Origin of the sequence: Micromonospora sp. C81, assembly GCF_018070425.1 — a bacterium.
GTDB lineage: Bacteria > Actinomycetota > Actinomycetes > Mycobacteriales > Micromonosporaceae > Micromonospora > Micromonospora zamorensis.
Genome location: NZ_JAGPXS010000020.1, coordinates 101,071 through 123,844, shown reverse-complemented (window position 1 = coordinate 123,844; position 22,774 = coordinate 101,071). Strand labels below are relative to the sequence as shown.

The following is a 22,774-nucleotide window of genomic DNA, read 5'->3' as shown; positions in this document are numbered from 1 at the left end:
CCCCCGGGGGGGCGGGCGGCGGGGGCGGCTGCCCCCGCACCCGCCGCCGGCACCCGTGGCTACCCGCCGAGCGACGCCTTGACGGCGCCGATGGCGTCGAACAACTCCTCGCTGTGCTCGAAGCCGTCCTCGACGACAGCCATGTCAACCCCGCATTCGCGCTGCCGCGCCCGCAGCAGCGTTTCCTCCACGGGACTCACCGGGAAGGCCAGCGGGTCGAGGCCCGGAGCCTGGGCCACGTCGTCGACCAGGAGCCACTTGCTGTGCTCGTCGTAGACGACCACACCGGCGGCTATTCCCCTGGTCCACTGCTCGAAGAGCGTGGCCAGGCTGGTGGCGGCACGGACCGACTCCCAGGAGTCCTCTGAGACCGGGTAGCGCCAGATCTCACCCTCGTGCTCGCCCGCGAGGACGAACGTGTAGAGGACGGCATCGAAGTGGAACAGAGGCATCTGCTGCCGCCACGGGAACGGCGTGCCGATCGACAGCCCCAGGTAGTCCAGCGCGTCCCCACCCTCCGGCCAGGGCATCCGCCATCCGACGTTGGGCAGCAACTGCCGGTCGGGCCAGCGCTGCGACTGCAACCACGTCAGCTGCTCGGCGATGTGATCCACCCCGAAGATCCGGTGGACCACGTCCGGCGGCTGCCCGGCCGGCGACTCGCCCTGGTCGGGCCAGTCGAGGCCGGCAGCCCTCGCCGCGACGCGGTACTCCCGCACCGCGTCGCGCAGCACGCGCATGTCATCGAGCATCAGGAAGCTCCTCGGCTACGGGGCCTTGGGGGTCATGCAGAGGCTAGCCCCGCCCCCGCTGACCTTGAAGGCGAAGCTCGGGCCGCCTGCCTCGACCCACGGCTTCACCGGCAGCACGACGAACTTGGTGTTGTTCGTCACCTTGCACTTGCCGTAGAGCGAGTTGATGTCCCTGGCCTGCGGCAGCGACTCCGCCGTCGACACCAGCTTGAGGCTGGCGACCTGGCCGGTCAGGTTGACCGCCTGGGTCGTCGACCAGAACGGGAATTCGTCGCAGGTCTGCCCGGGCACCCGCACATCGCACGCGTTCGGTTTGAACGCCAGGGTGTTGAACCAGCCGCGGGAGTGGCCCTGGGCGCGTGCCGCCTGCCCTCCCACGCTGCGCGCGGGATAGAACCACACCGCCCGGGTCGGCGGCTGCGGGAACCCGCCGTCGCCCATGGCGGCCACGATGTGCTTGCCGGTCTCGGTCATGTCGTCGCCCTGGTAGTTCTTGGCACCGGGGACGTAGACGATGACGTTGTCGTCACACCCGGCCTTGCCCTGGGTGCCGCGCTGGGCCGTGCACGCCGCGTCGATGATCCGCTTGAGACGCGAATCCTCCGTGGAGTCCCACGCGAAGGGGAGATTGCGCTGACCGGCCACCAACTTCGTGGTCTTGATGACCTCGGCGTAGACCTTCAGGCTGTTGTACCACTCGCCCTCGTCCAGGCCCCAGTTGTCGAACGTGTCGAAGTCGACGTCGTGCTCGATCGGGTACTCGATGATGCCGTTCACACCGATCGTGCCGGGGAACAGGATGGCGAGCAGGACGCCCAGCACGACACCGATGCCGATGCCGGCGGCACCGACGACGATCCACGAGGTGCCGGCGGCGGCGACCTGAGCGGCCGCGACGACCTCGACCGTCTCCGCGATGGGAGCCAGCAGCGTCGCGCAGGCTCCGCTCGCACACCAGGCAATCGGCGCCACCGGGCCCGGCACCAGCAGGCGGGCCTGCGTGACGTCCACCGAGGAGATCACCGGGCCGCGGCCGGACGGGGCCACCGCGAAGAGCATGTCGGTGATGTTGTCCGCGCAGTCGAGCAGTTTCTCGCCCGACGGCGGCAGGAAGGCGTCGAGGCAGCTGCTGTTCGCCGCCCGGTAGCAGCCGAGGAAGACCTCCGTGCTGCCGGCGGGCACCGGCACCGTGGAGCGTGAGCTGGCCGCGATGTAGAAGTCGCCACCGGCGCCAGCGCACTGCGACGTTTCACTGGCAGTCGTCTGCGTGGTCGCCGGCGACACCTCATCCACGTGGACCATGGTGGTGAAGTCACCGGAGAGCTCCCGCGCCACCGTGCCGTCGGCGCGCAGCGCCTCGACCCGGAACTCGTACGGGGTGTACTCCTCAAGCGGTTCGATGGGGAGCTTGATGACGCTGTCCGCCGTGCACGGGTTGGCCGCGTTGCCGTTGCCGTCCACGCAGAGCTGCACCAGCGTGAACTGGTCGTAGATCTGGCCGTCCAGGTAGACGCGGTAGCTCGCCTCGTTGGCGGGCTCGGGGTGCCAGCTGGCCATGGCGCCCCCCTCATCCGGATCCAGGGTCAGACCGGCGTCGACGTCCGGCGGCGGCGGCAACGCGTCCGTCGTAAAGGACGTCGTGGCGGGCGTAGCAGACCGGTTGCCGGCCAGGTCGATGGCGACCACGGAGACGGTGTGGTTGCTGGACGGCGCCAGGCCCGTGATCGAGTACGAGCGGGTGCCGACAGTGGTCCGTTGCGCCGCACCGCCGTCGACCTTGACCTCGTATCCGGCCAGGCCGTAGTTGTCGGTCGCCGCGCCCCAGCTCACCCTGGCGCTGGTCGCCGTGATCGTGCCGACCGCCAGGTTGGGGACGTTGCTCGGCGGGATCAGGTCCTTCACGGTGATGCCGCGCAAAATCTTCGCGTACCGGCCGGGCTCACGCTCGGCGCGGGAGCAGACCTGGACCGGGCCCAGGTGCGGCGGGCGCATGCTGGTGGTCCAGGACGCGGACCAGTTCGTGACGCCGGGCGGCGGCGGCCCGAAGGTGAAGCTCGACGAGGTCGTCTTCTCGATCGAGACGTCCACCATCGTGGCCTGCTTGTGCAGGTAGCCGTTGATGGCGATCTTGCCGTTGGCGTCGACCGCGACCTCCGACCCGGCTGTCGGTCCCTCAAGCCGGATGGAGGCGTGGTTGACGTCCTCCGGTACAGACGGGTCGGCGCAGGCCGGAAGCTGCTCCGCGGGCACCGCCTGGGTGACCGCCGCCGCCTGGGCCGGCGGGGCGCTGATCAGGGTGACTGGCAGGACAAGCGCGACGGCGAGTGCCGTCGCGCGGAGTGATTTGCTGAAATATCGAGTACGTCGATGGTCGGCCATGCGGCTCCGCTCCCCGTAATTGATCAATGACGGAGTAAAGCCTTCCACCTGCATCTATATTTAGTCCAGCCAATATTGAGCCCGAGGGCACGCCCCCGACGCGGCCACGGCCTGGGCGTCCGTCAATACTCTCCTTTCGGGCGCAACGGGATGCATCGATCTCGTCCGCGTTGCCTGTCACGTACGTGAGCGGTTGTACCGCGTGTGACCGTGACCTCTGTGGCCTGCACTCCCTGGCGGATCGCCTGGGCCGAGCGTGAGAACGAGCGCAGGCAGCGCGCGTACCGCGACGCCACCGACGCCTGGCTGCGCCGCGACGACCACCTGGCCCGGCTCCGCATCGAAGCCGCCAGCTTCCTCGGGTGTACGCAGCCCCGCAGCGGCCTGCCGGTGGAGCTTGACGACGACGAACTCGTCGTCCGCGTCGTCCCCGTCGCCGAGCTGGTCGAGGCCGAGGCCCGGCACATCCCCGGGCTGCCCACCCCGGGCGGCGCCTGTGCCTTCGCGGAGGTGTCGGGCGAAGCGCTGCCTGCGGGCCTGCGGGTCGTCGACACCGGCATGGCCGTCGTGACCAGCCGCCGAGTGGCCTTCGCCGGCCGAGAGCGCCGACGCGAGTGGCGGTATGCCGACCTAGTCGGCCCCGCGCACCATCCCGACGTGCCGGTCACCCTGCTGCCCGACCACAGTCGACTCGCCGGGCTGCTCGTTCCAGCCAACGCCGTGGTGAACTTCCGCTTCTACCTCACGCTCGCGGTCGCCGACGAACGTGCCACCGTCACCGCGCAGGTCGACGCTCTGCTGGCCGCCCACCGGGCCGCCCGGCCTTCGCCCTCTGTCTTGGTGTCACCTGACGAGGCACCGCTGACGGCGGTACGACCCGACCGCCGGGCGCTCGGTGCTGCCGCCGTCGCGGCGGTGGTGTTCGCGACGATGGGTCCCGGCGCTCTGGGTCCCGGTGCGTTGGGCCCTGGCGCTCTGGGGCCTGGTGCTGTGGGGCCTCGCGTCCTGCGGTCGGAGCAGACCGCTCCGGTGCAGCGGGCGGAGATCGTCGCCCTGGAGGCCGCCCTCATTTCGGTACGTCCCGTCGGGCCGGTGGCGCCCAAGGCCAGGACCGGATCGGTCAGCGGTGCCGCGCAGAGCCGGCCGAATGCCATCCCGCCGGCCCGGCCGGTGGCTGTCTCCACAGTCGTGGGACCGTCAGTCGCGCTGGCCCCGCCGCCGGTCGTCACACCGTCCGTCGCTCCGGCACCGTCCGCCAGTTCGGTGCCGACACCTGGCCCGGTCCCCACCACCGGTCCGCCCACGCCGGCCCCACCGACGCCGCCGGCCTCGCCCACTCCGAGTGGGACGCCGTCACCTGGGCTGCTGAAGGTCTGCCTGGATCCGCTTCAGCTTCCGTTGCTGGACCCGTTGCTCTGCCCGTCTCCGGCACCCTGATCGGTGTACGTGCTGGCGTGCTTTAGTGCCGGCGTGCTTCGTGCGGCGTGCGGTCGTTTGGGCGTGCTCAGTCCATGGCGCTGAAGTCGGGGACGGTCAGGGTGCCGTCCGCAGCGAGGGTGAAGCCGGGGTTCCAGGCGATCTCCCAGAGGTGACCGTCCGGGTCAGCGAAATAGCCGGCGTAGCCGCCGTAGAACGTCTCCCTCGCCGGCATGGTCACCGTGCCGCCAGCCTTGGTCGCCGTCGCCATCAACTCGTCGACCTCCTCCCGCGAGCGGACGTTCTGAGCCAGGGTCACCCCGCCGAAGCCGTCGGTGCGCCGATCGCTGATGCCGGCGTCGGCGGCCAGCTTTTCCCGGCCCCAGAGAACGAGGGCCAAGCCACCGGCCTGGAGGAAGACCGTCTCCTCGACCTCCTGGCCGTGCCAGCCGAGCTGCTCGTAGAACGCTTTCGCGCGGGCTACGTCCGAGACGCCGAGGGTGACGAGGCTGATGCGCTGCTCCATGCTCCTCAACCTAACGCGCGATCACTCGGGGGCGTGGCAGACAGCCTCGACATTGTTGCCATCCGGGTCACGGACGAACGCGGCGAAGTACGTCGGGTGGTACTCCGGCCACACCCGAGGTGCATGCAGGACCTCCGCGCCGGCCTTGACGGCGGCGTCATGGAACGCCTGGACGGTGGCGCGGTCATCGGCGGTGAAGGCCAGGTGCAGCTCCCGAGCTTCGCCGGAGGTGTCGGTGGGGCCGAGCCAGAACTCGGGGCGGTCCGTGTCGTAGCCGACGACGTTCGGGAACTCCAACAGGCGGCGACCGCCGAGTGGGGCGAGCACCGTGTCGTAGAAAGCGGCGCTGGTTGGCACGTCGCGGACCTGCACGGACAGATGATCCATCATCGCGGGTTCCTCCAGTCACGGGTTCAGGGCGGACGTCACGCTAACGGCCGGGTGTGACACGCGCACCGCGTTCGTTCACCAGCGGTGTCGTCGCCGGGAGTTCTCGACGACACGCCCTCGGCTAAGGCTTGTTGAAACCATCCAACCCATAGCATTGATGCTATGGGTTGGGGTAGCGTGGAGCTGGAACCAGAGGTCCGAGATTGGCTGGAGGGACTACCGACTGCCGACTTCGCCCGAGCGGCGTTCTACATCGACCTTTTGGCTGGCCGAGGCGTGCTGCTCGGAGAGCCGCACAGCAGACAGCTCGACGGCAAGTTGCGAGAGCTGCGGTTTTACCTGGAGCGCGACGCGGTCCGCGTGACGTACTGGATAGCCTCCGACCGGAGGATCATCCTGCTCACGGTGTTCCGTAAGACGCGGATGCGGGAGGACCGGGAAGTCGAGCGGGCTCGCCGCGCATTTGAGCGGTGCGTGGCGGAGCGGCACATCGTGAACGAGGGGGCAGAGCGATGAGTGATCGCCTGGACTGGAATGACCTGCGCGACCGTCGGATGGCTGAACCAGGGGCGGCTGAGACCTACGAGGCCACCCGGATCGCCTTCGAGCTTGGCCAGGAGGTGCGCCATCTGCGAGAGGGGCACGGTTGGAGTCAGAGTCAGTTGGCGCGGGCCGCCGGCATGACTCAGTCCGCGGTGGCTCGCTTCGAGGCAGGCGGCACCGTGCCGACCTTGCCGGTCCTGGAGCGCCTAGCCCGAGCCCTGGACCGGCGGCTCGACATCAGGTTCACGCCCAACGCGGACGCTGCCTGATCAAGGATCGGGCGGAATCAGGCTGGGCCGGATAAGGCTTAGGCGGCGATCGTTCGAGCGGTGGCGTACACGTCGGCGGGTAGGGCGTGTTGGAGCTTCCACAGGACGCGCATGGGTCGGTCGCCGGTGTGCGACTCGTACGTCATGGTGCCGGCGTATAGGTACGGCGGTGCGCCCAGGTCGCGGTCGGCGATCCGGGTTTCCCGAACGAAGAGGTGCACTGTCGAGCCGCCCGACGTGTAGCGCTGCCCGGTTGCCGACGCCGACGATGTGGTGCTCTGCGACTCCCACTGGAACAGCGTTTCGGTGATGGCCCGGTCGGCGTACATGGTGGTGGGGGAGTAGTGCGATTCAGACTTGACCAGGGTGACGAAGAACAGGTCGGCCTGGGCGTCGGGCAACCACTTCACCCCCTCGCGAAGCGATCCCGGGTTGGTCATCCCGAAGGCGGCGCACGCCTCGTTGCGGCTGTAGCGAGCGTGCACCCGCAACGGCACCTCGCCCAGAGCGGCAGGGGGCGTGACCCGGTGGATGCGGTCCCGCAGCACCTCGGCGACCTGGCGCAACTCGGCGCAGCGGGCTGGATCCTTCCAGAGTCGGGCCAGCCGCTCGTCGCGTGTCGCTAGTGGTGCGGTTGGCCCCCAGAGGCTGAAGTGCAGCATGTCCAGCAGTCGGCCGTTCCCCGCGTACACCTGCTGACCTGGCGCGGGCGGTCCCGCCGCGACCCTGGTCAGCAGCTCCAGCCGGTCGATGTCGTCGGTGTGCAGCATGCGACCGGTGGCCCGGCCCAGCTCCTGGTCGTCCGGGCCGGGCGCGGACGTCTCGATACCTGCGAGCCGCCGCAGCCCGGTCCAGCCGCCGATGCTGGCGGACCGGTACACGTCCTCGATCTCCAGGCCGGTCTCGCGGAGGAACGTCGCCAGGCTGACGTCGCCGAGCAGCCGTAGTTCAGACACCAGACCGGTCTTCGAGGTGGGCAATGCGTTCTTCAGGTTGTCGAGCACCCGATCCTTTGCCACCCGATCCAGCTCGATGTGGCAGCCGCTCGGCAGGTTCGGGAAGTTGTCGCAGACCGCCTCCCGTATAGCCCTCCGGCTTACCCCAGTTAGCGCACGCCACCGTAGGTCGAAGCGAAAGTTGGCGTGCTGCCCGCCGATGAAGTCGAGCACGGTCAGGCAGGGCTTGTCGTCGTCCAGGCGCAGGCCACGGCCGAGCTGTTGCAGGAAGATCGTGGCGCTCTCGGTGGGCCGCAGCATCAGGATCGTGTCGACCATCGGCAGGTCCACGCCCTCGTTGAACAGGTCCACCGTGAAGAGCACCCGCAGCTTGCCGGCCTTGAAGTCTCGCAATAGCCCCGCCCGATCGGTGCCGGCCCGCGAGGTCACCGCCGCCGCCGCGACACCGTGCTGCTTGAACCAATCCGCCATGAACTCCGCGTGCCCGATGCTCACGCAGAACCCGAGCGCCCGCATCCGCCCGACGTCCACCTTGTCGCTGACCGCTCGCAGCACCGACCGCGCTCGCGCATGGTTGCCGGTGTAGAGACCGTTGAGCTCTGCCAGGTCGTAGCCCTGCCCGCGCTTCCAGGTCACCTGCGACAGGTCCACGTCGTCGTGCAGACCGAAATACTGGAACGGAGCCAACAACTGCCGCTCCAACGCCTCCCACAGGTGCAGCTCAACGGCCGCGCGCCCGTCGAACCACCGGCGCACGTCGCCGCCGTCGGCCCGGTCGGGGGTCGCCGTCAGGCCCAGGAGTACGCGAGGACGCAGCCGATCCAACAGCCGCGCGTACGTCGGTGCCTCCGCGTGGTGGAACTCGTCCACGATCACCATGTCGTACGCCTCGGGATCCACCTCCCGCCGGTGCAGCGACTGGATGGAGGCGAAGACGTGCTTCCAGCCGTTCGGCTTCTCGCCCGCGACCAGTGTTTCGCCGAAGCTGCCGTCCCCCATCACCTGCCGGAACGTGGACAGGCTTTGCCGCAGGATCTGTTCCTGGTGGGCCACGAAGAGCAGCGAGTCTGCTCGTCCCGCCTTGTGCAGCCGGCGGTAGTCGAGAGCGGCGACCACGGTCTTGCCGGTGCCGGTAGCCATCACGACAAGGTTGCGCCAGCGCCCGTGCACCAGCCGCTCGGCGTCCAGGTCGGCAAGGATCTCCGCCTGATACGGGTACGGGCGTACGTCCAGGTTCGAGATCTCGGTCGGTGCATCGTCGCGACGCTCCCCGCTCAACGCGTGCCGTAGGCGCTCGGCGTCCCTGGTCGCGTCGTACGTCTCGAACGCCGGATCGTTCCAGTAGTCCTCGAACGTCGCCGTGAACGTGTCGATGACGTGCGGCTGCTCCATGTTCGAGATGCGGACGTTCCACTCCATGCCGTCCACCAGCGCGGTCTTCGACAGATTGGACGAGCCGACGTACGCGGTGGTGGTGCCGTTGTTGCGGCGGAACAGCCACGCCTTCGCGTGCAGACGGGTGGTCCTCGTTTCGTACGACACCTTGATCTCGGCGCCTAGCTCCGCGAGTCGGTCGAGGGCTCTTTGGTCCGTGGCGCCGAGGTAGGTGGTGGTGATGACGCGGACCTTGCCGCCACGGGCGATCAGCTCGCGGATGGCTGGCTCGACGATGCGAAGGCCGTACCACTTGATGAACGCGCAGAGCAGGTCGACGCTCTCGGCCGAGGCCATCTCGTGGTTGACCTCGTGGCCGATGCGGGGCTGGTGGCGGCCGTTGACCAGCAGGGCGCCGGTGGAGAGGGGAGTGGTGGGGCGCTGCGGGAAGGCTGGTAGCGCGGGCGGTGTTGGTGGGGCGGCGATGGCGTGGAGCAGGTGCTTGGCGTCGGTCACCTGGTCCTGTTCGGTCGCTGCCTTGGGGCTCACTTCGGCGATGGCCTCGGCGATCTGGTTCGCCATTGCAATCTGGTGGTGGAGCTTGTCGTCGCCGCTGGCGACCGATTGGAGGGCTCGGGAGGCCAGAGCGGCGATGTGCCGGGCGAGGGCGTGGTGGGCGTCGGCGGGGTCGAGTTTGTTGTGTTGGATCAGGGCGGGGTCGACGTGCTGGAGGCGGTCGGCCAGCTCACGAGTAATCAGGTGCTCGTATACACCCCGCTCAAGATCCGTCATCTTCGAACGGTAGCGGGCGTGGATGCGACTGCGCCGCCCCGACATGCAGTCCTTCCGGCTCAACGATATGGGCAGAGCGAACGAAGACATCGAAGGTAGGCGCTGCTTCCCAATTCGGCCGTAGTTTGGTGACGCTGCTCCAGCCCCAGGAGCGATACGCCCTTTGGGCGGCGACGTTGTCGGGACGGACCAGCAGCGTGGCTCGCGGCTCAGTGCGGCCACCAACCAGATCGTCATGCAGCGCCGCAGCGATGCCCTGACGTCGCCAGTTGGGATGTACTAGCAGTTCGCTGAGCGCGAAGGTGCGTCTGCCGTCCTCGTCGGTGAACCCCGGCGGCACGGGCTGGTGGATCCCGTCCCACCACCGCGTCTGTGGAGGAAGCGGGAATCCGTAGATGTAGCCGACCAGAGTCCCGTCGACCGTTGCGGTCACCAGCTCCCACCCAACCCGTTGCATGTGCATGGAGAGCTGACGCCGGAATCGGTCCTCGCTGTGGAACTCGCCGCCGCCCGCGTATACCTTCAGGTAGAGGTCCACAAGCTGATCGAGGATCCCCTTAGCCTCGTCGGCGTTGTGATGGCGGAGTTGCAAGCCCTCGATCACACACTCACCGCCTGGTCGTAGGCGTTGACGAACTGGCGCGTTGCCGTGGTCGCCTGCCGTGACGCCGCGAGGTTCGAGCGCACCCGCGCAAGGCGCCGGCTAATTCGACCCGAGTTCATCTGGCTGACCGCGGGCAGGACGCTCAGCGCGATGCGGGCTGCCTCATTGATGTCGCCCTGCCGATACGCCGCTTCCGACAGGTGCACGGTGTAGTAGACCTGGTTCCGGCGATGTCCCGGCGACGGATTGGCGATGATTGCGCGGAACGACTGAGTGGCACGGTCGGGCTTGTCCAGCGCGAGGTACGAGAGCCCCTGGATGCCGTTCACTTCCTGCTCGTTGACGAAGTCCACAAACCCGAGGTCATCCTCGTGTGGTCCGCGCTCCAACTCGCGACGAGCCTTGGTCATCTCCCGGCTAAAGCCACCCGCGTCCGTGAGCAGGGCGTAGGTGTGCGCCCTCCGCAGATGTAACAGCGTGGTGAGTCGAGGTGTCGCCCATCTGGCCGAAACGCGTAGCGCCGCCTCAGCGCAGTGCAGCGACTCGCCGGGCTGACTGTCGCGGAGCAGCATGGACAACTGGGTGAGCGCCTGTACTTCCATGCGAGGGTCGTCTGCGATCCGTGCGCGGGTGATGGCCTCGTTCAGAAAGGGCCTGGCTTCGTGCCTGCGCTCAGCATCGGTAGCGAGCCATGAGGCCTGGATACCGAGGTCGGCCAGCGCGCTTTGAAGGGCATCGCCGACTTGTCGGCTGTAGGTCGCCCTTGCCGCCCACGTTGACAGCCTGGCGTGAGCCTGGACGGCAACGTCGCAGAGCTGGTCAGCACCGACTGCCGCATCGGCTCGCCGGAAATCTTGAACCAGCGAACTAGCCAGTCGTACCTGTTCCATGCCGATGTTTCGAGGCACGTTGGCAGGATCTGTGAGCAGGTAAGGGTGACCGGCTGCGGCGAGTCCCGCGAGCGCGGCCATTGCGTTGAAGCGTCGCCGGTCCGTAGCGCCACCCCCTTGGGTTGATGCCCCATCCACGGTAACCGCCATTGCAGCCGGTTCGCCCTGCTCAGCTACCGAGTTGTGGGCATGACGGTCGTCTGCGGCGTGATCGTCGGCTCGGTAAGGCTGGCCGGGGAGACCGAACCAGAGGCAAGAAGCTGGAATCCCGAGAAGCTGCGCCCAATGCGTCAGTCGGTCCAGGTGCACCAGCGGAGGCCCGTTCTCCACGCGACTCAACTGCGCCTGTGTGATCCCCAACCACCCCGCCACCACGGTCTGCGGCAAGGCGACCCGCCCGTGGTACGGATGGCACCGGTACGCCCTGATCACCCGCCCGAGATGCCGCTCCGCCAGGGCCCGCCGCACCGGCTCGTGCTCCCAGAAGTTCGCCGGGACCACCGGCGGCGCGCTCAACCGGTCCCGCTCGGCGGCCTGGCATGGCGTACACCGTCCGCTGTCGTTGTCCCGGGCCAGCCGTCCGCCGCACCGAGGGCAGTTCGCGTGGGTCACCGGCGGCTCCGTCCGTCTTGCCTCATCGAGCGTATCCATTGAACACGCTGCGTGGCGCGCTGGTATACGCACGACGCATACCTCAAGGGCGGCCGAACAAGGAAGAACTCCTCAGGCCGGGCGAAGCAGCCGCAGCGCCTCGATGACCATGGCCCAACGATCCTTCTCGTCCGTCGGGTTCAGCACCTTCCCCTTCGCGACGACAACGCCGGCACCGCGCAGCACCGCCAGGTGACCGGCGTACGCCGGATGGGCGTCCAACTCCGCCTTGACGTGCGGGAAGGCAAGGATCGGTAGTCCTGCGCCCAGCGACTCGTTGAGGACCCCGAGCGCCAGGGTGTCGTTGATGCCCAGCGCCCACTTCGTCACCGTGTTGAACGTGAGCGGGGCGGCCACGACCACATCGGCCGGCGGGTGCGGCTCCGGGTCGCCGGGCATGCGCCACTCCACGCGTACGAGATAGCCGGTCTTGTCTTGCAACGCCTCCCGGTCCAGCCACGGAGCGGTGGTAGGGCTGACGATCATGCACACCCGCCACCCGTCGGCGATCAGCACATCGACCAGCTCGTCGATGTATTCCGCCGGACCCGCGGCGCAGACGACCAGATACAGCACCGGGTGTTCCATCATGCCCGCAGTCTGCCCGACCAGGGTGGCGCCTGGTTGACCGCATACGGGCCGCACATGCCGTCGACGATCACTGTGACATGCCGTATTGCCTGGTCAAGCGCGAGAGTCGACCCATGGCCCGGGGCGGGTGCTGGTTTCGGAGTTGCGCCGGCCCTCAACGGCGCAGCCGCGTCCCGCCCGCCCCGGTGCCTCTCGATCCGTCAACGTCTCGGAGCCGGCATGCCCACCCTGATCGACGACGAACACCCGGCTCGCGTGGGCCTGGCCGCCGCTTGGGCGTCGGTCGACGTGCGGGCCGCCGGCGACTTCTGGTGCACAGTCGAAGACCGCCGACCCGGCCTGCTCCCACACCGCGACGCGCCACTGTTCTTCACCGCGCTGGGCCGCCTCATGGTCGGCGGTGGCGACCCGGCGAGCCGGGCGGCGCTGCTCCAGGTCCTCGGCCGCGCGTACCGTCATTTCGACCTGCTCCCGCACTCCACCACCATCGGCGACGCGTTGCTCGCCACCGTGGCCCGCCATGCCCGACCACTGTGGACGCCGCAGCTCGCCCGGGCCGCGGAGCGCGCCCTGTGCCGCGCCACGCACGCCGTGCGGCGCGCCGCCGCGCAGGCCGGCGAAGGCCGGGCGTGGTGGCACGTCCAGGTGATCGGCCACGACCAGCCGTCGCCCGACATCGCCATCCTGACGGTACGTCCCTGGCGGCGGCTGCCCTTCCAACCGGGCCAGGCCGTGCCGGTGTGCACGCCGCGCCTGCCGGGGCACTGGCGCTGGCTCTCGCCGGCAAACGCCCCCCGTGCCGACGGCACCGTCGAGCTGCACGTCCGCGCCGTACCCGCCGGCACCGTCTCCCACCGCCTGGTCCATGAGGTACGCCCCGGCGAGCTGCTCTGGCTCGGCCCACCCGTCGACACCGGTCTGCGCCTCGACCCGGCGAGCACGAGCGATCTGCTGCTCGTCGTCGGTGGCACCGGCCTGGCGCCGCTGCGCTCCCTGGTCGAGCAGGTCGCCGCCGCACCGGACGGACGGCGGGTGACGCTGGTCGTCGGCGCGCGCACGTTCACCGACCTGTACGACTCGGTCAGCCTCGACAAACTACAGTGCGCCCACGACTGGCTGACCATCGTGCCGGCCTTCTCCGACGACCCCTGCGCGGAGCCGGCCGAGCAGGGTGACGCCTTGACCATCGCCCTCGGCCACCACCAGCCGGGTCAGGAGATCTACCTCTGTGGCCCGCCCGCGATGCTGACCAGTGCGCGGCCACGACTGCTCGCCCTCGGTGTCCCCCCGGCAAGCATTCACCTCCCTGCGAGCTTCACCCGCTGATGGCTGGCTGCTGCTCTGGAGTTGTTGTCCGGCCTTCTCATCCATTGACCATCATGGGAGCCTTGTTGTCTGTGAGTGTGTGACTCGACACGGGGAGTGAGCCGCATGGGCGATGCTGACGGTCCGTCCCAGTGGTCGATCGAGAAGTTCGGGCTGGATTTGGCAACCGCTCTGCGTACTGCTGTGCCGGCGGCGTTGGGCCGCGCGGTCGAGCTGGCCCAGGATGCGCGCGAGGCATCGGAGTTGGACACCGATCATGCCTTCGGCCCGGTCCGGTGGAAGCAGCAGTACGAGGTGCTGCACGAGTATCTGCACGACTTTCCCGATGTGGTGGACGTCCATCCGCCGGGCGCTCAGGTGCGGGTCACCATCTGCCGAGGTCATCTGCTGCTGCCCTGGCGGTATGCGACCCGGAGCGACCTGGACATGCGCGACGCCCGCCCCGGGCGTGACCTCAACCGGCTGATCCGAGACCTGCTGATCCTCTTCGGGCCTGAGCCGAGCCATGAGGAGGTCACTCTGCCGCTGATGCCGCTCACGCCAGAGGAGGCCCGCGACCGCTCAGCTCTTCGGGATGCCGTGGAGCAGTTGACCGACGAGCCGAAGGTGCTGCTCGTCGGGTTTGCCTGCAACTCCGACGAAGGTCTATTCCGGGTCTCCTGGGGTGAGGCGGCTCTGGTTGGCGGCACCGAACTCAAGTGGGGCCACGTCGAAGACCTGCCAGTCGATCGAACAAGATGATGGTCGACCGTCGAGCCGGATTGGCTCGCCGGTCTGGACTCCTGGTTCGTGCCCTGAAGCGGTTGATGCCTGTGAGTCATTTTGATGACTCACAGGCATCACGCTCGTCAGGACATTGCCGGCCGGACACCGCTCGTGCCGGTCACCGGACGCGGTCAGGTGGAGAGGTCGCCGAACTCGCGTACCTCGTCAACGTCCAGCGTGATCTTGTCGTTCTCGGTCCACTGGCTGGTGGCGGCGAGCCAGCTCGGGTCGTCGCGTTCTTCGATGTCACTCCAACTGTGCCGGTGGTGCCGTAGCTGGATCGGCCCGGTCGACGCGCCAGGTTCGAGCATCCCGCCGGTGAAGGTCAGCTCCACCCAGCCGGGGGCCGCGGTGCCCGGGATCGGATAGCCAGGCCCGGGTGTCGTCAACGGGGACGGCCCGCCCGGCGGGATGAAGAACTGCACGGTTTGCCGGATCCGGTCGCAGCCCAGCGCGGCCCAGTCGCAGTTCGGCACCAGCGACGTGTTGCCGCCCTCGAAGCGCAGGTGGTAGCGCACCCGCACCGCGCTCAGATCGAGCGGCCCGCTGCCGGTGTTGGTGACCTTGAGGAGGTGCTGGATCTGGTTGTTCGTCGGGGACCAGTCGAGATTTAGGTAGCTGACCGTCGCGCGGCCGCTGGCGGTGCGCACGGTGACGCCGGGCGAGCTGTCGGAATAGCCGCCGAGCGCACGGGCGCCAATCGCGATCCAGTACGTCGTGCCGGGCGCGAGGTCGGTCAGCGTAATCGTGGTGTCGAGCGTGGTGCCGAGCCAGCGGTACGTGTTGGGGCCCAGCAGTGCCTGCACCTCGTAGTTGATCGGCTGCTCCGCCGCCGGATCGCCGATCCAGGTCGAGGGCGCCCAACTGAGGGTGAGCTGGTGCGGCTCGTTGGCTACCACCACCGGGTTGCCGGGGGTGCTGATGGCCGGGCCGTCCGCGCTCGCGGCGTTGACGGCGAGCAGGCTCGCCAGCGCGGCGAGGGCGACGACGGCGGCGACGCGGCGAGCGGACATGCTGCGAACGCTAGGGCGACTTCCTCAAAAATGATAGGCAAGTGTCAATATGTGGGCTAGAATTCGCCACCGCGTAGTCGATCACCCGGTGTTGCCGCCCCGCGAACACGAGGCGGCAACACCCTTGGCTGGTCAGCTCACGAGCCACCCTGCCGTTGAATTCGCCCGTCGCCGGAAACCTTGGCTCGACCCAGGTCGCGCTCGGTGCCAGCGGAGCCGGTCGCGGTGCGGCGGTGACGTTGGTCAGGCGAGTGCTCCACGGGCGAACCCTGGCGGCCCCGAGCGCCGCTGCCCGGATGCCGCCGACCTCGCGCCGACTCGCCACCGCTGTCGTGTTTGTTCTGCTTGTGGCTACCCATGCACTGCGCGTACCCGGTCGCCGGGCGGCTAGTCCAGCCTCACGGATTCCAGTAGACGAGGACCCTGGCCTGGTCGAAGCGTCGCTCCTTAAGGTCGGCACGCTGGATCACCCAGTGGATGCTCGCGCCGCCTTGTCTGCCGCCGTGGAACTCGGCAAGCACGACCCAGTCACCATGGTCGGCTGGCCCATCAACCCCTCGCACCGACTCGTCCTGGCCGGAGCGGCCCGAGGGGTTGGCCGCCAACCACGCGGGGTTGAAACCGTTGCATTCAGTGCCGTAGCCGCCCAACAGCAGCGGCGTAGTCCAGCCTCCGTAAGAGAACGGGCCGTCGGGCACCTTGCTCAGGACTTCTTTCCACACGTCGGTCATAGCTTCGAACGGGGGATCTCCCGGCAGCGGCGGAGACCACGGGGGCCCCGGGATCGTCTTGACGTAGGGCAGCGAGATGTCGACAGTGAGGTGCAGATCGCCCTGCGGGATCTCCGTGTAGACCTCGGCGAACTCCTCGTCGTCCGGAGGGAAGTCAGCCGGATACCGCTCGCGCTCCTCGACCGCCACGCCTGCCGGCACGTACCTGACCTCGCCCCAGCCGCTTTCCTCGGGCCAGCCGAACAGCAGCAGTTGGCCGTCGGACGGTAGTGGAAGGTCGGTCACGTCTGCCGGAAGAGCAGCGCAGTCGATGGTGGCGATCAAGGGATACTCGGGGTCCTCGGCGTCGGCCGGAAGCATCAAGGGTCCACGGATGGCGCCCACGACGGGCCCGTCACCCCCCTGTGTCATGAAGGCGGACGGGCGGGCGAGCTCCAGCCAGCGCTCCACGTCGGCGGCGGGGATGCCGCGGCGGAGCGCCTCGGCGCGGACCTGATCGATGATTTTCACGTTTCGGGGAAGCACGGGAGCACCGTAGATCAACCGTGCGACGTTCTCCGCCCTCACAGGTTCCTGTCGGACTGATTACGCATCCACAAACCACAGTGGAACGCGCGGTACGGTGCGGCGATACCACCTGCAGACATAGGGGGACATCAGTATGGAACGACGTACGCTCCTTCGCGGCCTGGCACTGGGTGCGGCAGCCGCGCCGGCCGCCGCACTGTTCGGCCCGGGCACGGCGATGGCTGCGACCAACTACTACGTCGCCACCGCCGAGCAGGTCAAGAACAAGGTGCTGGTCTGGAACAAGAACAAGGGCTTCAGCGACGCGAACGTGCACTGGAGTTTCAGCCCGGGTTCCGGCGGTTGGACCAACCTGTCGGATGTGAAGATCCGCAGCACCTCCGCCCAAGGCTGGATCGCGCTGGTGGTCGCCTCCGGCGGCAAGGCGGGGATCGTCGACATCGGCAGCAAGAAGCACACCGGGCTCGGTGACCTGAAGTGGAGCGCCACGCCGGGCGGCAACCCGCACGCCATTGAACGCATCCCCGGCAACGGCTCCGTGGTGGTCGCCAGCTCGAACGGCCACCTGACGGTGTACGCGCCCAGCTCGGTCGGCAACCTCAGCTCGCTGGCCAAGGTGCAGACCATCAGCCTGGCCGGGGCGCACGGTGTGCTGTGGGACCCGACGTACAGCCTGCTGTGGGCCATCGGCAAGGGCGTCATCAAGGGGTACGCGGTCGAGGGATCGCGCCGCGGCACCCGACTGAAGCACTACGGTGCCGCGGTCAGCATCGGCAGCGGCAATCTCGGTCACGACCTGCAGCCCGACTACAGCAACAAGTACCGGATGCTGGCCACCGCGACGCACGGGGTGTACGAAATCAACACCGCGGGCGGCAGCTTCAGCGCGCGCAGAATCTCCAGCCAGACCCGGGTCAAGGCGTACGTGCGGCACTCGTCGGGCGAGGCCGTGTCGGTCCGGGCCGACAACACCGGCGCCCGCACCTGGGGCAGCCCCACGGTCCGGTTCTCCGCCTCCCCCGACCGCAGCCGGTCCGGCGCGGAGTTCTACAAGGCCCGCATCTGGACGCCGAACTTCGAGTGACCACACCCTGGCGCAGAAGGCTGATGCCTGTGAGTCATTTTGATGACTCACAGGCATCACGTTCGTCAGGACAAGCCCTGCTCCGAACGCCTCAGACCACCGGCCGGCAGGCCGCTCACGGCACGATTGGGCGAGGTGGTGGTCCTTGATACCGCGATATGGCGTTCTCGGACAGTCGGGTCTGCATGCCCGGCCATAGCGTTCGGCTTTCGAGCTGTTCGCGACCTGAGGGAGACGCCATGCAGGAACCGTTACCGGGTGAGCAGGCTCCGGTCAGCGTCAACATCGGCCGCTGGCGGGCGGGGCTGCCGCCGGACACGTGGCCCGACCCCCTGCCGGCGAGCGGGGAGATTTGGCGACGCGACGTCTTCGCGGTCGCCGAGGCATACCGGGCGGGGTCCGCGAGCCCACGGCAACTGCTGACCGCCGTGCTGGTCTGGGGTTACGGACCCATCGGGTACGGCCCGTGGCGCGCCACCAGGTCACTCGACGCCGACCCGGACGGCAAACGCCTGGCGTACGCGCTGGAAGAGCTGTCCACGCCAGCGCCCGATGAGGACGCGCTGTGCACGGCGTACCGCCGCTTCGGCGACCCCGACCACGCTCGCCTGCCCTGGTTGGGGCCGGGCCTGTTCACGAAGGTCCTTTACTTCGTCGGCTACCGGCGTGGGGTGGGCGGTGTGCAGCCCCTGATCCTCGACCGGGTCGTGGCCGGCCTGCTCCCCGCCGAGGCGGGTGTCGGCCGGCGCAACGGCTGGTCGTCCGAGGAGTGGCTGGCATACCTGCGGTGGGCGGCCGAGCAGGCCCGGGCGAGGGCGGTCGAGGCGGACGAGGTGGAGATGGCGGTTGCTGGCGGCGGGTGATGGGCTATCGCGCCGCGCGGAGGCGGGCGTCGAGCGCGTCGAGGTCGGGGAGAAACCAGATGTGTCCACCCTGGTTCGACTCGTGCACCAGGGCGCGCAACGCGGAACTGTCCGCGAGCTGCGCCGAGATGTCGCCGACGACGGCCAGCCGCAGTCGGTAGTTGACGAACTTCTGCATCACGTCGCCGGCGAAGCGGGTGCCCAGCGAGAAGAAGCGTGCGTCGAGTCGGTTGGCCGGCACGGCGACCACCTGGGCGCCGAGGAACGCCGCCCCGATCAGGTCCAGCGCGTCCTGCTCGGTGGTCAGTGGCGGGCCGTCGGGGTCACAGACCAGCACCGGCACTCCGGCGCGTTCCTGGATCTCGTCAGGCATCGTTGACCTCCCGGTCGAGCAGGCCGTTGTCGGCGTTGAGCACGGCGTCGAGCAGGTGCAGCAACTCGGCGGTGGAGGCCGGGTCACCCAGGACGATGATCTTCATGCGGTGGCGTTGCTCGTCGTACACCGTCTGCACCCGCAGCGGGCTGGCCTGGTCGTGGCCGGTGTTGGCGCTGGTGAGCACGAGCGTGCCGAGCCGGTCGGCGGCGGCTCTGTCGACGCCGTCGATCTGGACGATGCTCGACACCTCCGCCTGCCGGGCGACGCCGGGCGCGACCGGGGCCTGACCGGTGAGCGCATCGAGATCACTGGCGGCGATCCGGTACTGCTTGCCGATCCGCACCGCGCGCAACCGGCCCGAGCGGATATAGCTGCGCACCGTCCGCACGTGCAGCCCAAGCCGGTCGGCGACCTGCTCAACAGAGTACATGTCTTCCGTCATCGTTCCCCATCCTACTCGGATAGGGAAGGTTAGGGACAGGTGGGTGCGCCTTCAAGATCAAGAAAGAGGGTCGGCCGGCTAACTCGCTCGCGCTGTCGGACTGTTCCAGTACCGTCTGGAAACCATGGACGCGCGGCGCGGCGACGCCATCATCGGGCGGGATCACCCCGCAGGTCTGCTGCGCGCCGAATTTGACCGCGCCGCCACCAGCCACGGCGGTCTGGTCCTGGTCACCGGTGAGCCGGGCATCGGCAAGACGACCCTCGTCACGTCGGCCGCCCGGGAGGCCCGGCAACGCGGCGCGCTGGTGCTCGGCGCCGCCTGCTGGGATTCCGACAGCGCCCCCGGCTACTGGCCATGGGTGCAGGTGCTGCGTGGCCTGCGGCGCTCCGCCGGCGACTGGGCGGTGGCACGGCCGGACGCCGAGCCGGCCCTCGCGGCACTGCTCGGCGAGGCCGACCCCAGCAAGCAGCAGGCCGACCGGCTTACCACCTGGGCCGGCGTCGACACGGACAGCGCCGACCAGGAAGGGTTCGCGCTGTACGACGCGGTGACCGCCGCGCTGGTCGCGGTCTCCCAGCAGCGGCCGGTCGTGGTCGTCCTCGACGACCTGCACTGGGCCGACCCGGCCTCACTGCGGTTGCTGAGCTTCGCCGCCCAGCACACCTGGTTCGAGCGGTTGCTGCTGGTCGGCACCTACCGCGACGCGGAGGTCGAGTCGGGCGAGCACCCGCTGCGCCCCCTGCTGATGCCGCTGGTCGCGAAGGCCACCACGATCACCCTCACCGGCCTCGCCCGCGACGAGGTGGCCGCGCTGATGGCACGCACCGCCGGGCGGGAACCCGACGCCGACCTCGTCGACGAGGTGCACCGGCGCACCGGTGGCAACCCGTTCTTCATCGAGCAGACCGCCAGGCTGTGGCACGCCGACGACGCGGCCGGCACGATCGCACCCGGCGTACGGGAAGCGGTGCGCCGCCGCCTGGCCCAGTTGCCGCCGGCCGTGGTCGAGGCGCTCACCGTCGCGGCCGTGCTGGGGCGCGAGTTCCACCGCCAGGTCCTGGCGGCCTGCGGCGCCGCCCCGGTGGCGCAGGCCGACCGGCTGCTCGACCGTGCGGTGACCGCCCGGCTGGTGGTCGCCCGGGGCGGCGGCCGGTTCGTCTTCGCCCATGACCTGGTCCGGGAGACCATCTACGACGGGCTGTCCCCCGACGAGCGGCAGGCGCGGCACGGCGCGGTCGTCCGGGCGGTCGACGACCTGCGGGAGCTCACCGATCAGCTGGTCCCGGCCGACCTCGCCCGCCACGCCTACCTCGCCGGCCCCGCACTCGACCGCGCGCGGGTGGCCACGCTGCTGGTCGCCGCCGGGCGGGACGCGTTCGTCCGGCTGGCCGCCGACGAGGCGGCGGTGCACTTCCGCCGGGCGCTGGAGGTCGTCGAGGACCCGGAGCAACGCGTGCGGATCCTCATCGAGTTCGGCGAGGCGCAATATCACCACGCCGGCCGGGAGGAGTCCGCCGCACTGCTCACCGAGGCCGGGGCGTTGGCTCGCACGCTCGACGACCCGGTGTTGCTGGCCCGCGTCGCCCTCATCGTGAACCGGGCCCGCCAGGTGGAGGCCATTCAGCCGATCGACGCGGCGGAGTTGGTGCGTGACGCGTACCGGAAGCTGATCGGCGAACCGGACGCCGACGCGTCGGTCGGCGCGCTGGTCGCCGACCTGATCACCGCCACCGAGACGATCGCCCGGCGAGGGCAGGACGACGAGGCGTTGACGTTCAGCCTCTGGGCCCGCCACGACACCACCTGGGGGTTGGGCACCGCGGCGGCCCGCGCCGCGCTGACCGCCGAGATCCGGGACGTGGCCCGCCGCACGGGAGACCGGGAGACCGAGCTGTGGGCCACCTCGCTGCGCTGGGTGGCGCTACTGGAGTTGGGCGACCCGCACTTCAACGAGGAGCTCACCACCTTCGTCGGCGCGGACCGGCACGGCGACCTCAGCCGGCACCAGATTTCGGCGGCCATCGACAGCGGGATCATCGCGGCTTTCCGGGGTGACTTCGCCGAGGCCGACGAGCGGTTCGCCGTCCTCAGCGACTTCTCCGACCCGGGCCATGCCGAGTTCGGGTTCATGGGCCATCACCTGCGCTGGTCCCGGGCGCTGCTCCAGGGTCGGTTCGCCGAGGCCGACGCCCTGCTGGACGCGCTGGCTCCGATCGACTACCCCTACCAGGAGTTGCTGCGGGCGATCACCGCCGCGGAGCGGGGCGACGGCGAGACTGCGGTCCGGCTGACCGCCGGCATCGAGGACGCCGCCATCCGCTATCCGCGCCCGGTGTCGCCGATCTGGCTACGGTTACGCGCGCAGGCCGCCGCCGCGTCCGCCGACCCGCAGCGCTGTGACGCCGCACGGGCCGCACTCGCCCCGCACCGGGGAGAGTGGATGGTGGCGCTCTTCGGCTGCGACGTCAGCGGCCCGGTCGACCACTGGCTGGCAATGATCGACGCCGCCCAGCAACGCTGGGACGACGCCATCGCCGGCTTCACGGCCGCCCGTGAGTCCGCCGACCGGCTGGGTGCCCGTACCTGGTCGCTCATCGCCCGGGCCGGCCTCGTGGACGCCCTCGCCGGCCGGGGCCACCCGGGCGACGCCGCGACACTCGCCGCGCTGCGCGCCACCACCGTTCAACAGGCAACGGCTCTGGGCATGACGCAGGTGCTGCACCGGCTCGCCGAACCGGCCCCCACCGAAGCGGCCGAGCAGACCGCCACCGCACGCCAGGCCGTCGCGCCGGGCCAGGCCGTCGCACCGGCCGCAGCCGCCGGGCCAGGCCAGGGTGCCGCGCCGGGCCAGGGTGCCGCGCCGGGCCAGGCCGTCGGGGCGGCCAACGCCGGGCCAGGCCAGGCTTTCGCGCCCCGTCAGGCCACGGCGGTCGCGCCAGCCGGCGAGGGGTACGAGTTTCGGCGCGACGGGCCGGTCTGGCAACTCGCGTACGCCGGTGTCGTGGTGCATCTGCCCGACGCCAAGGGTCTGCACGACCTGCACCTGCTGCTCAGCCGGCCGGGCAGCGACGTGCCCGCAGTGGAGCTGCTCGACCCGGCTGCCGGGCCGGAGCTGGTCGCCGCCCGGCGGATGGGCGCCGACCCGGTCCTCGACGACGAGGCGAAGGCCCGCTACCGGCGGCACCTGGCACGCCTCGACGAGGAGATCGACCGGGCCGCCGCCCGCGACGACGACCGGAAGGTGGCCGCGTTGGACGCCGAGCGGGGTGCGTTGCTCGACGAGCTACGTGCCGCAGCGGGGCTGGCCGGTCGGAGCCGCCGCCTGGGCGACGAGGCCGAGCGGGCCCGTAAGACGGTGACCGCGCGAATCAGGGACTCACTGCGCAAGCTCGACGAGCGGCACCCGGCCCTCGCCGGCCACCTGCGCGAGGCCGTCTCGACCGGCAGCACCTGCCGTTACCTGCCGCCCGAGCCGCTGCGCTGGCGGCTCTGAACCCATGGCCGGCGCGT

At 69.6% G+C, this 22,774-nt stretch carries 20 protein-coding genes; 8 read left to right on the top strand and 12 right to left on the bottom strand.

The genetic code is table 11. From position 1 onward, the window contains the following. Positions 1–59: 59 nt before the first annotated feature. Both KBX46_RS26955 and KBX46_RS26950 read right to left on the bottom strand, forming a co-directional pair. Positions 60–752, bottom strand: a complete 693-nt coding sequence (locus KBX46_RS26955; RefSeq protein ID WP_099850802.1) for a hypothetical protein — start codon at positions 750–752, stop codon at positions 60–62. Between the two features lie 15 nt (positions 753–767). Then, entirely contained in the window at positions 768–3,185 is a 2,418-nt protein-coding gene (locus KBX46_RS26950; RefSeq protein WP_247668238.1) for a fibronectin type III domain-containing protein, read from the bottom strand. A gap of 165 nt (positions 3,186–3,350) precedes the next feature. Between KBX46_RS26950 and KBX46_RS26945 the strand changes: the two genes are divergently transcribed. After that, positions 3,351–4,568, top strand: coding sequence for a hypothetical protein (locus KBX46_RS26945; protein ID WP_210794656.1), 1,218 nt, complete (start codon positions 3,351–3,353; stop codon positions 4,566–4,568). 67 nt (positions 4,569–4,635) lie between these two features. On the opposite strand, the gene KBX46_RS26940 is transcribed toward KBX46_RS26945, so the two are convergent. Both KBX46_RS26940 and KBX46_RS26935 read right to left on the bottom strand, forming a co-directional pair. Then, positions 4,636–5,073 (bottom strand): VOC family protein, encoded by a 438-nt coding sequence (locus tag KBX46_RS26940; protein ID WP_210794654.1) that lies wholly within the window; start codon positions 5,071–5,073, stop codon positions 4,636–4,638. Positions 5,074–5,094: 21 nt separating this feature from the next. Continuing rightward, entirely contained in the window at positions 5,095–5,463 is a 369-nt protein-coding gene (locus tag KBX46_RS26935; RefSeq protein ID WP_210794652.1) for a VOC family protein, read from the bottom strand. A 162-nt stretch (positions 5,464–5,625) separates the two neighbouring features. Here KBX46_RS26935 and KBX46_RS26930 point away from each other — a divergent pair, with 162 nt between their 5' ends. Both KBX46_RS26930 and KBX46_RS26925 read left to right on the top strand, forming a co-directional pair. Further along, positions 5,626–5,979: a type II toxin-antitoxin system RelE/ParE family toxin gene (locus KBX46_RS26930; RefSeq protein ID WP_210794650.1), complete on the top strand. Its 354-nt coding sequence runs from the start codon at positions 5,626–5,628 to the stop codon at positions 5,977–5,979. Next, positions 5,976–6,275: a helix-turn-helix transcriptional regulator gene (locus tag KBX46_RS26925; RefSeq protein ID WP_210794648.1), complete on the top strand. Its 300-nt coding sequence runs from the start codon at positions 5,976–5,978 to the stop codon at positions 6,273–6,275. The genes KBX46_RS26930 and KBX46_RS26925 overlap by 4 nt, the downstream gene beginning before the upstream one ends. 38 nt (positions 6,276–6,313) lie before the next feature. On the opposite strand, the gene KBX46_RS26920 is transcribed toward KBX46_RS26925, so the two are convergent. From KBX46_RS26920 to KBX46_RS26905, 4 genes are all read right to left on the bottom strand, one after another. Next, positions 6,314–9,397, bottom strand: a complete 3,084-nt coding sequence (locus KBX46_RS26920) for a DEAD/DEAH box helicase (RefSeq protein WP_210794646.1) — start codon at positions 9,395–9,397, stop codon at positions 6,314–6,316. Beyond that, the gene (locus tag KBX46_RS26915) at positions 9,384–10,001 is read right to left on the bottom strand and encodes a GNAT family N-acetyltransferase (RefSeq protein WP_210794644.1); all 618 of its coding nucleotides are present in this window, start codon (positions 9,999–10,001) and stop codon (positions 9,384–9,386) included. Before KBX46_RS26915 ends, KBX46_RS26920 begins: the two co-directional genes overlap by 14 nt. Further along, complete coding sequence (locus KBX46_RS32740; RefSeq protein WP_247668237.1) at positions 9,998–11,407, bottom strand: helix-turn-helix domain-containing protein; 1,410 nt, start codon at positions 11,405–11,407, stop codon at positions 9,998–10,000. Before KBX46_RS32740 ends, KBX46_RS26915 begins: the two co-directional genes overlap by 4 nt. Positions 11,408–11,614: 207 nt before the next feature. Continuing rightward, entirely contained in the window at positions 11,615–12,133 is a 519-nt protein-coding gene (locus KBX46_RS26905) for a flavoprotein (RefSeq protein ID WP_210794642.1), read from the bottom strand. A gap of 219 nt (positions 12,134–12,352) precedes the next feature. On the opposite strand from KBX46_RS26905, the gene KBX46_RS26900 reads away from it, so the two are divergent. Together KBX46_RS26900 and KBX46_RS26895 are read left to right on the top strand one after the other, a co-directional pair. Then, positions 12,353–13,459, top strand: coding sequence for an FAD-binding oxidoreductase (locus KBX46_RS26900; protein WP_247668236.1), 1,107 nt, complete (start codon positions 12,353–12,355; stop codon positions 13,457–13,459). A gap of 96 nt (positions 13,460–13,555) precedes the next feature. Continuing rightward, positions 13,556–14,200, top strand: a complete 645-nt coding sequence (locus KBX46_RS26895; RefSeq protein ID WP_210794640.1) for a hypothetical protein — start codon at positions 13,556–13,558, stop codon at positions 14,198–14,200. A 155-nt stretch (positions 14,201–14,355) separates the two neighbouring features. On the opposite strand, the gene KBX46_RS26890 is transcribed toward KBX46_RS26895, so the two are convergent. Next, the gene (locus KBX46_RS26890; RefSeq protein ID WP_210794637.1) at positions 14,356–15,237 is read right to left on the bottom strand and encodes a cellulose binding domain-containing protein; all 882 of its coding nucleotides are present in this window, start codon (positions 15,235–15,237) and stop codon (positions 14,356–14,358) included. A 398-nt stretch (positions 15,238–15,635) separates the two neighbouring features. Further along, positions 15,636–16,493, bottom strand: a complete 858-nt coding sequence (locus tag KBX46_RS26885; RefSeq protein WP_210794635.1) for a DUF1963 domain-containing protein — start codon at positions 16,491–16,493, stop codon at positions 15,636–15,638. Positions 16,494–16,629: 136 nt separating this feature from the next. On the opposite strand from KBX46_RS26885, the gene KBX46_RS26880 reads away from it, so the two are divergent. Further along, positions 16,630–17,580 (top strand): DUF6528 family protein, encoded by a 951-nt coding sequence (locus tag KBX46_RS26880; protein WP_210794633.1) that lies wholly within the window; start codon positions 16,630–16,632, stop codon positions 17,578–17,580. A gap of 239 nt (positions 17,581–17,819) precedes the next feature. Continuing rightward, positions 17,820–18,443 carry a hypothetical protein gene (locus KBX46_RS26875; protein ID WP_210794631.1) on the top strand — a complete coding sequence of 208 codons (624 nt, stop codon included), beginning with the start codon at positions 17,820–17,822 and terminating at the stop codon, positions 18,441–18,443. A 4-nt stretch (positions 18,444–18,447) separates the two neighbouring features. On the opposite strand, the gene KBX46_RS26870 is transcribed toward KBX46_RS26875, so the two are convergent. Continuing rightward, on the bottom strand, positions 18,448–18,816 hold the full coding sequence (locus KBX46_RS26870) for a DUF4180 domain-containing protein (RefSeq protein ID WP_141908030.1): 369 nt from the start codon (positions 18,814–18,816) through the stop codon (positions 18,448–18,450). Next, complete coding sequence (locus KBX46_RS26865; RefSeq protein ID WP_141908031.1) at positions 18,809–19,261, bottom strand: helix-turn-helix domain-containing protein; 453 nt, start codon at positions 19,259–19,261, stop codon at positions 18,809–18,811. Before KBX46_RS26865 ends, KBX46_RS26870 begins: the two co-directional genes overlap by 8 nt. A 124-nt stretch (positions 19,262–19,385) precedes the next feature. On the opposite strand from KBX46_RS26865, the gene KBX46_RS26860 reads away from it, so the two are divergent. Beyond that, positions 19,386–22,757, top strand: a complete 3,372-nt coding sequence (locus KBX46_RS26860) for an AAA family ATPase (protein ID WP_210794628.1) — start codon at positions 19,386–19,388, stop codon at positions 22,755–22,757. Positions 22,758–22,774 lie beyond the last annotated feature (17 nt).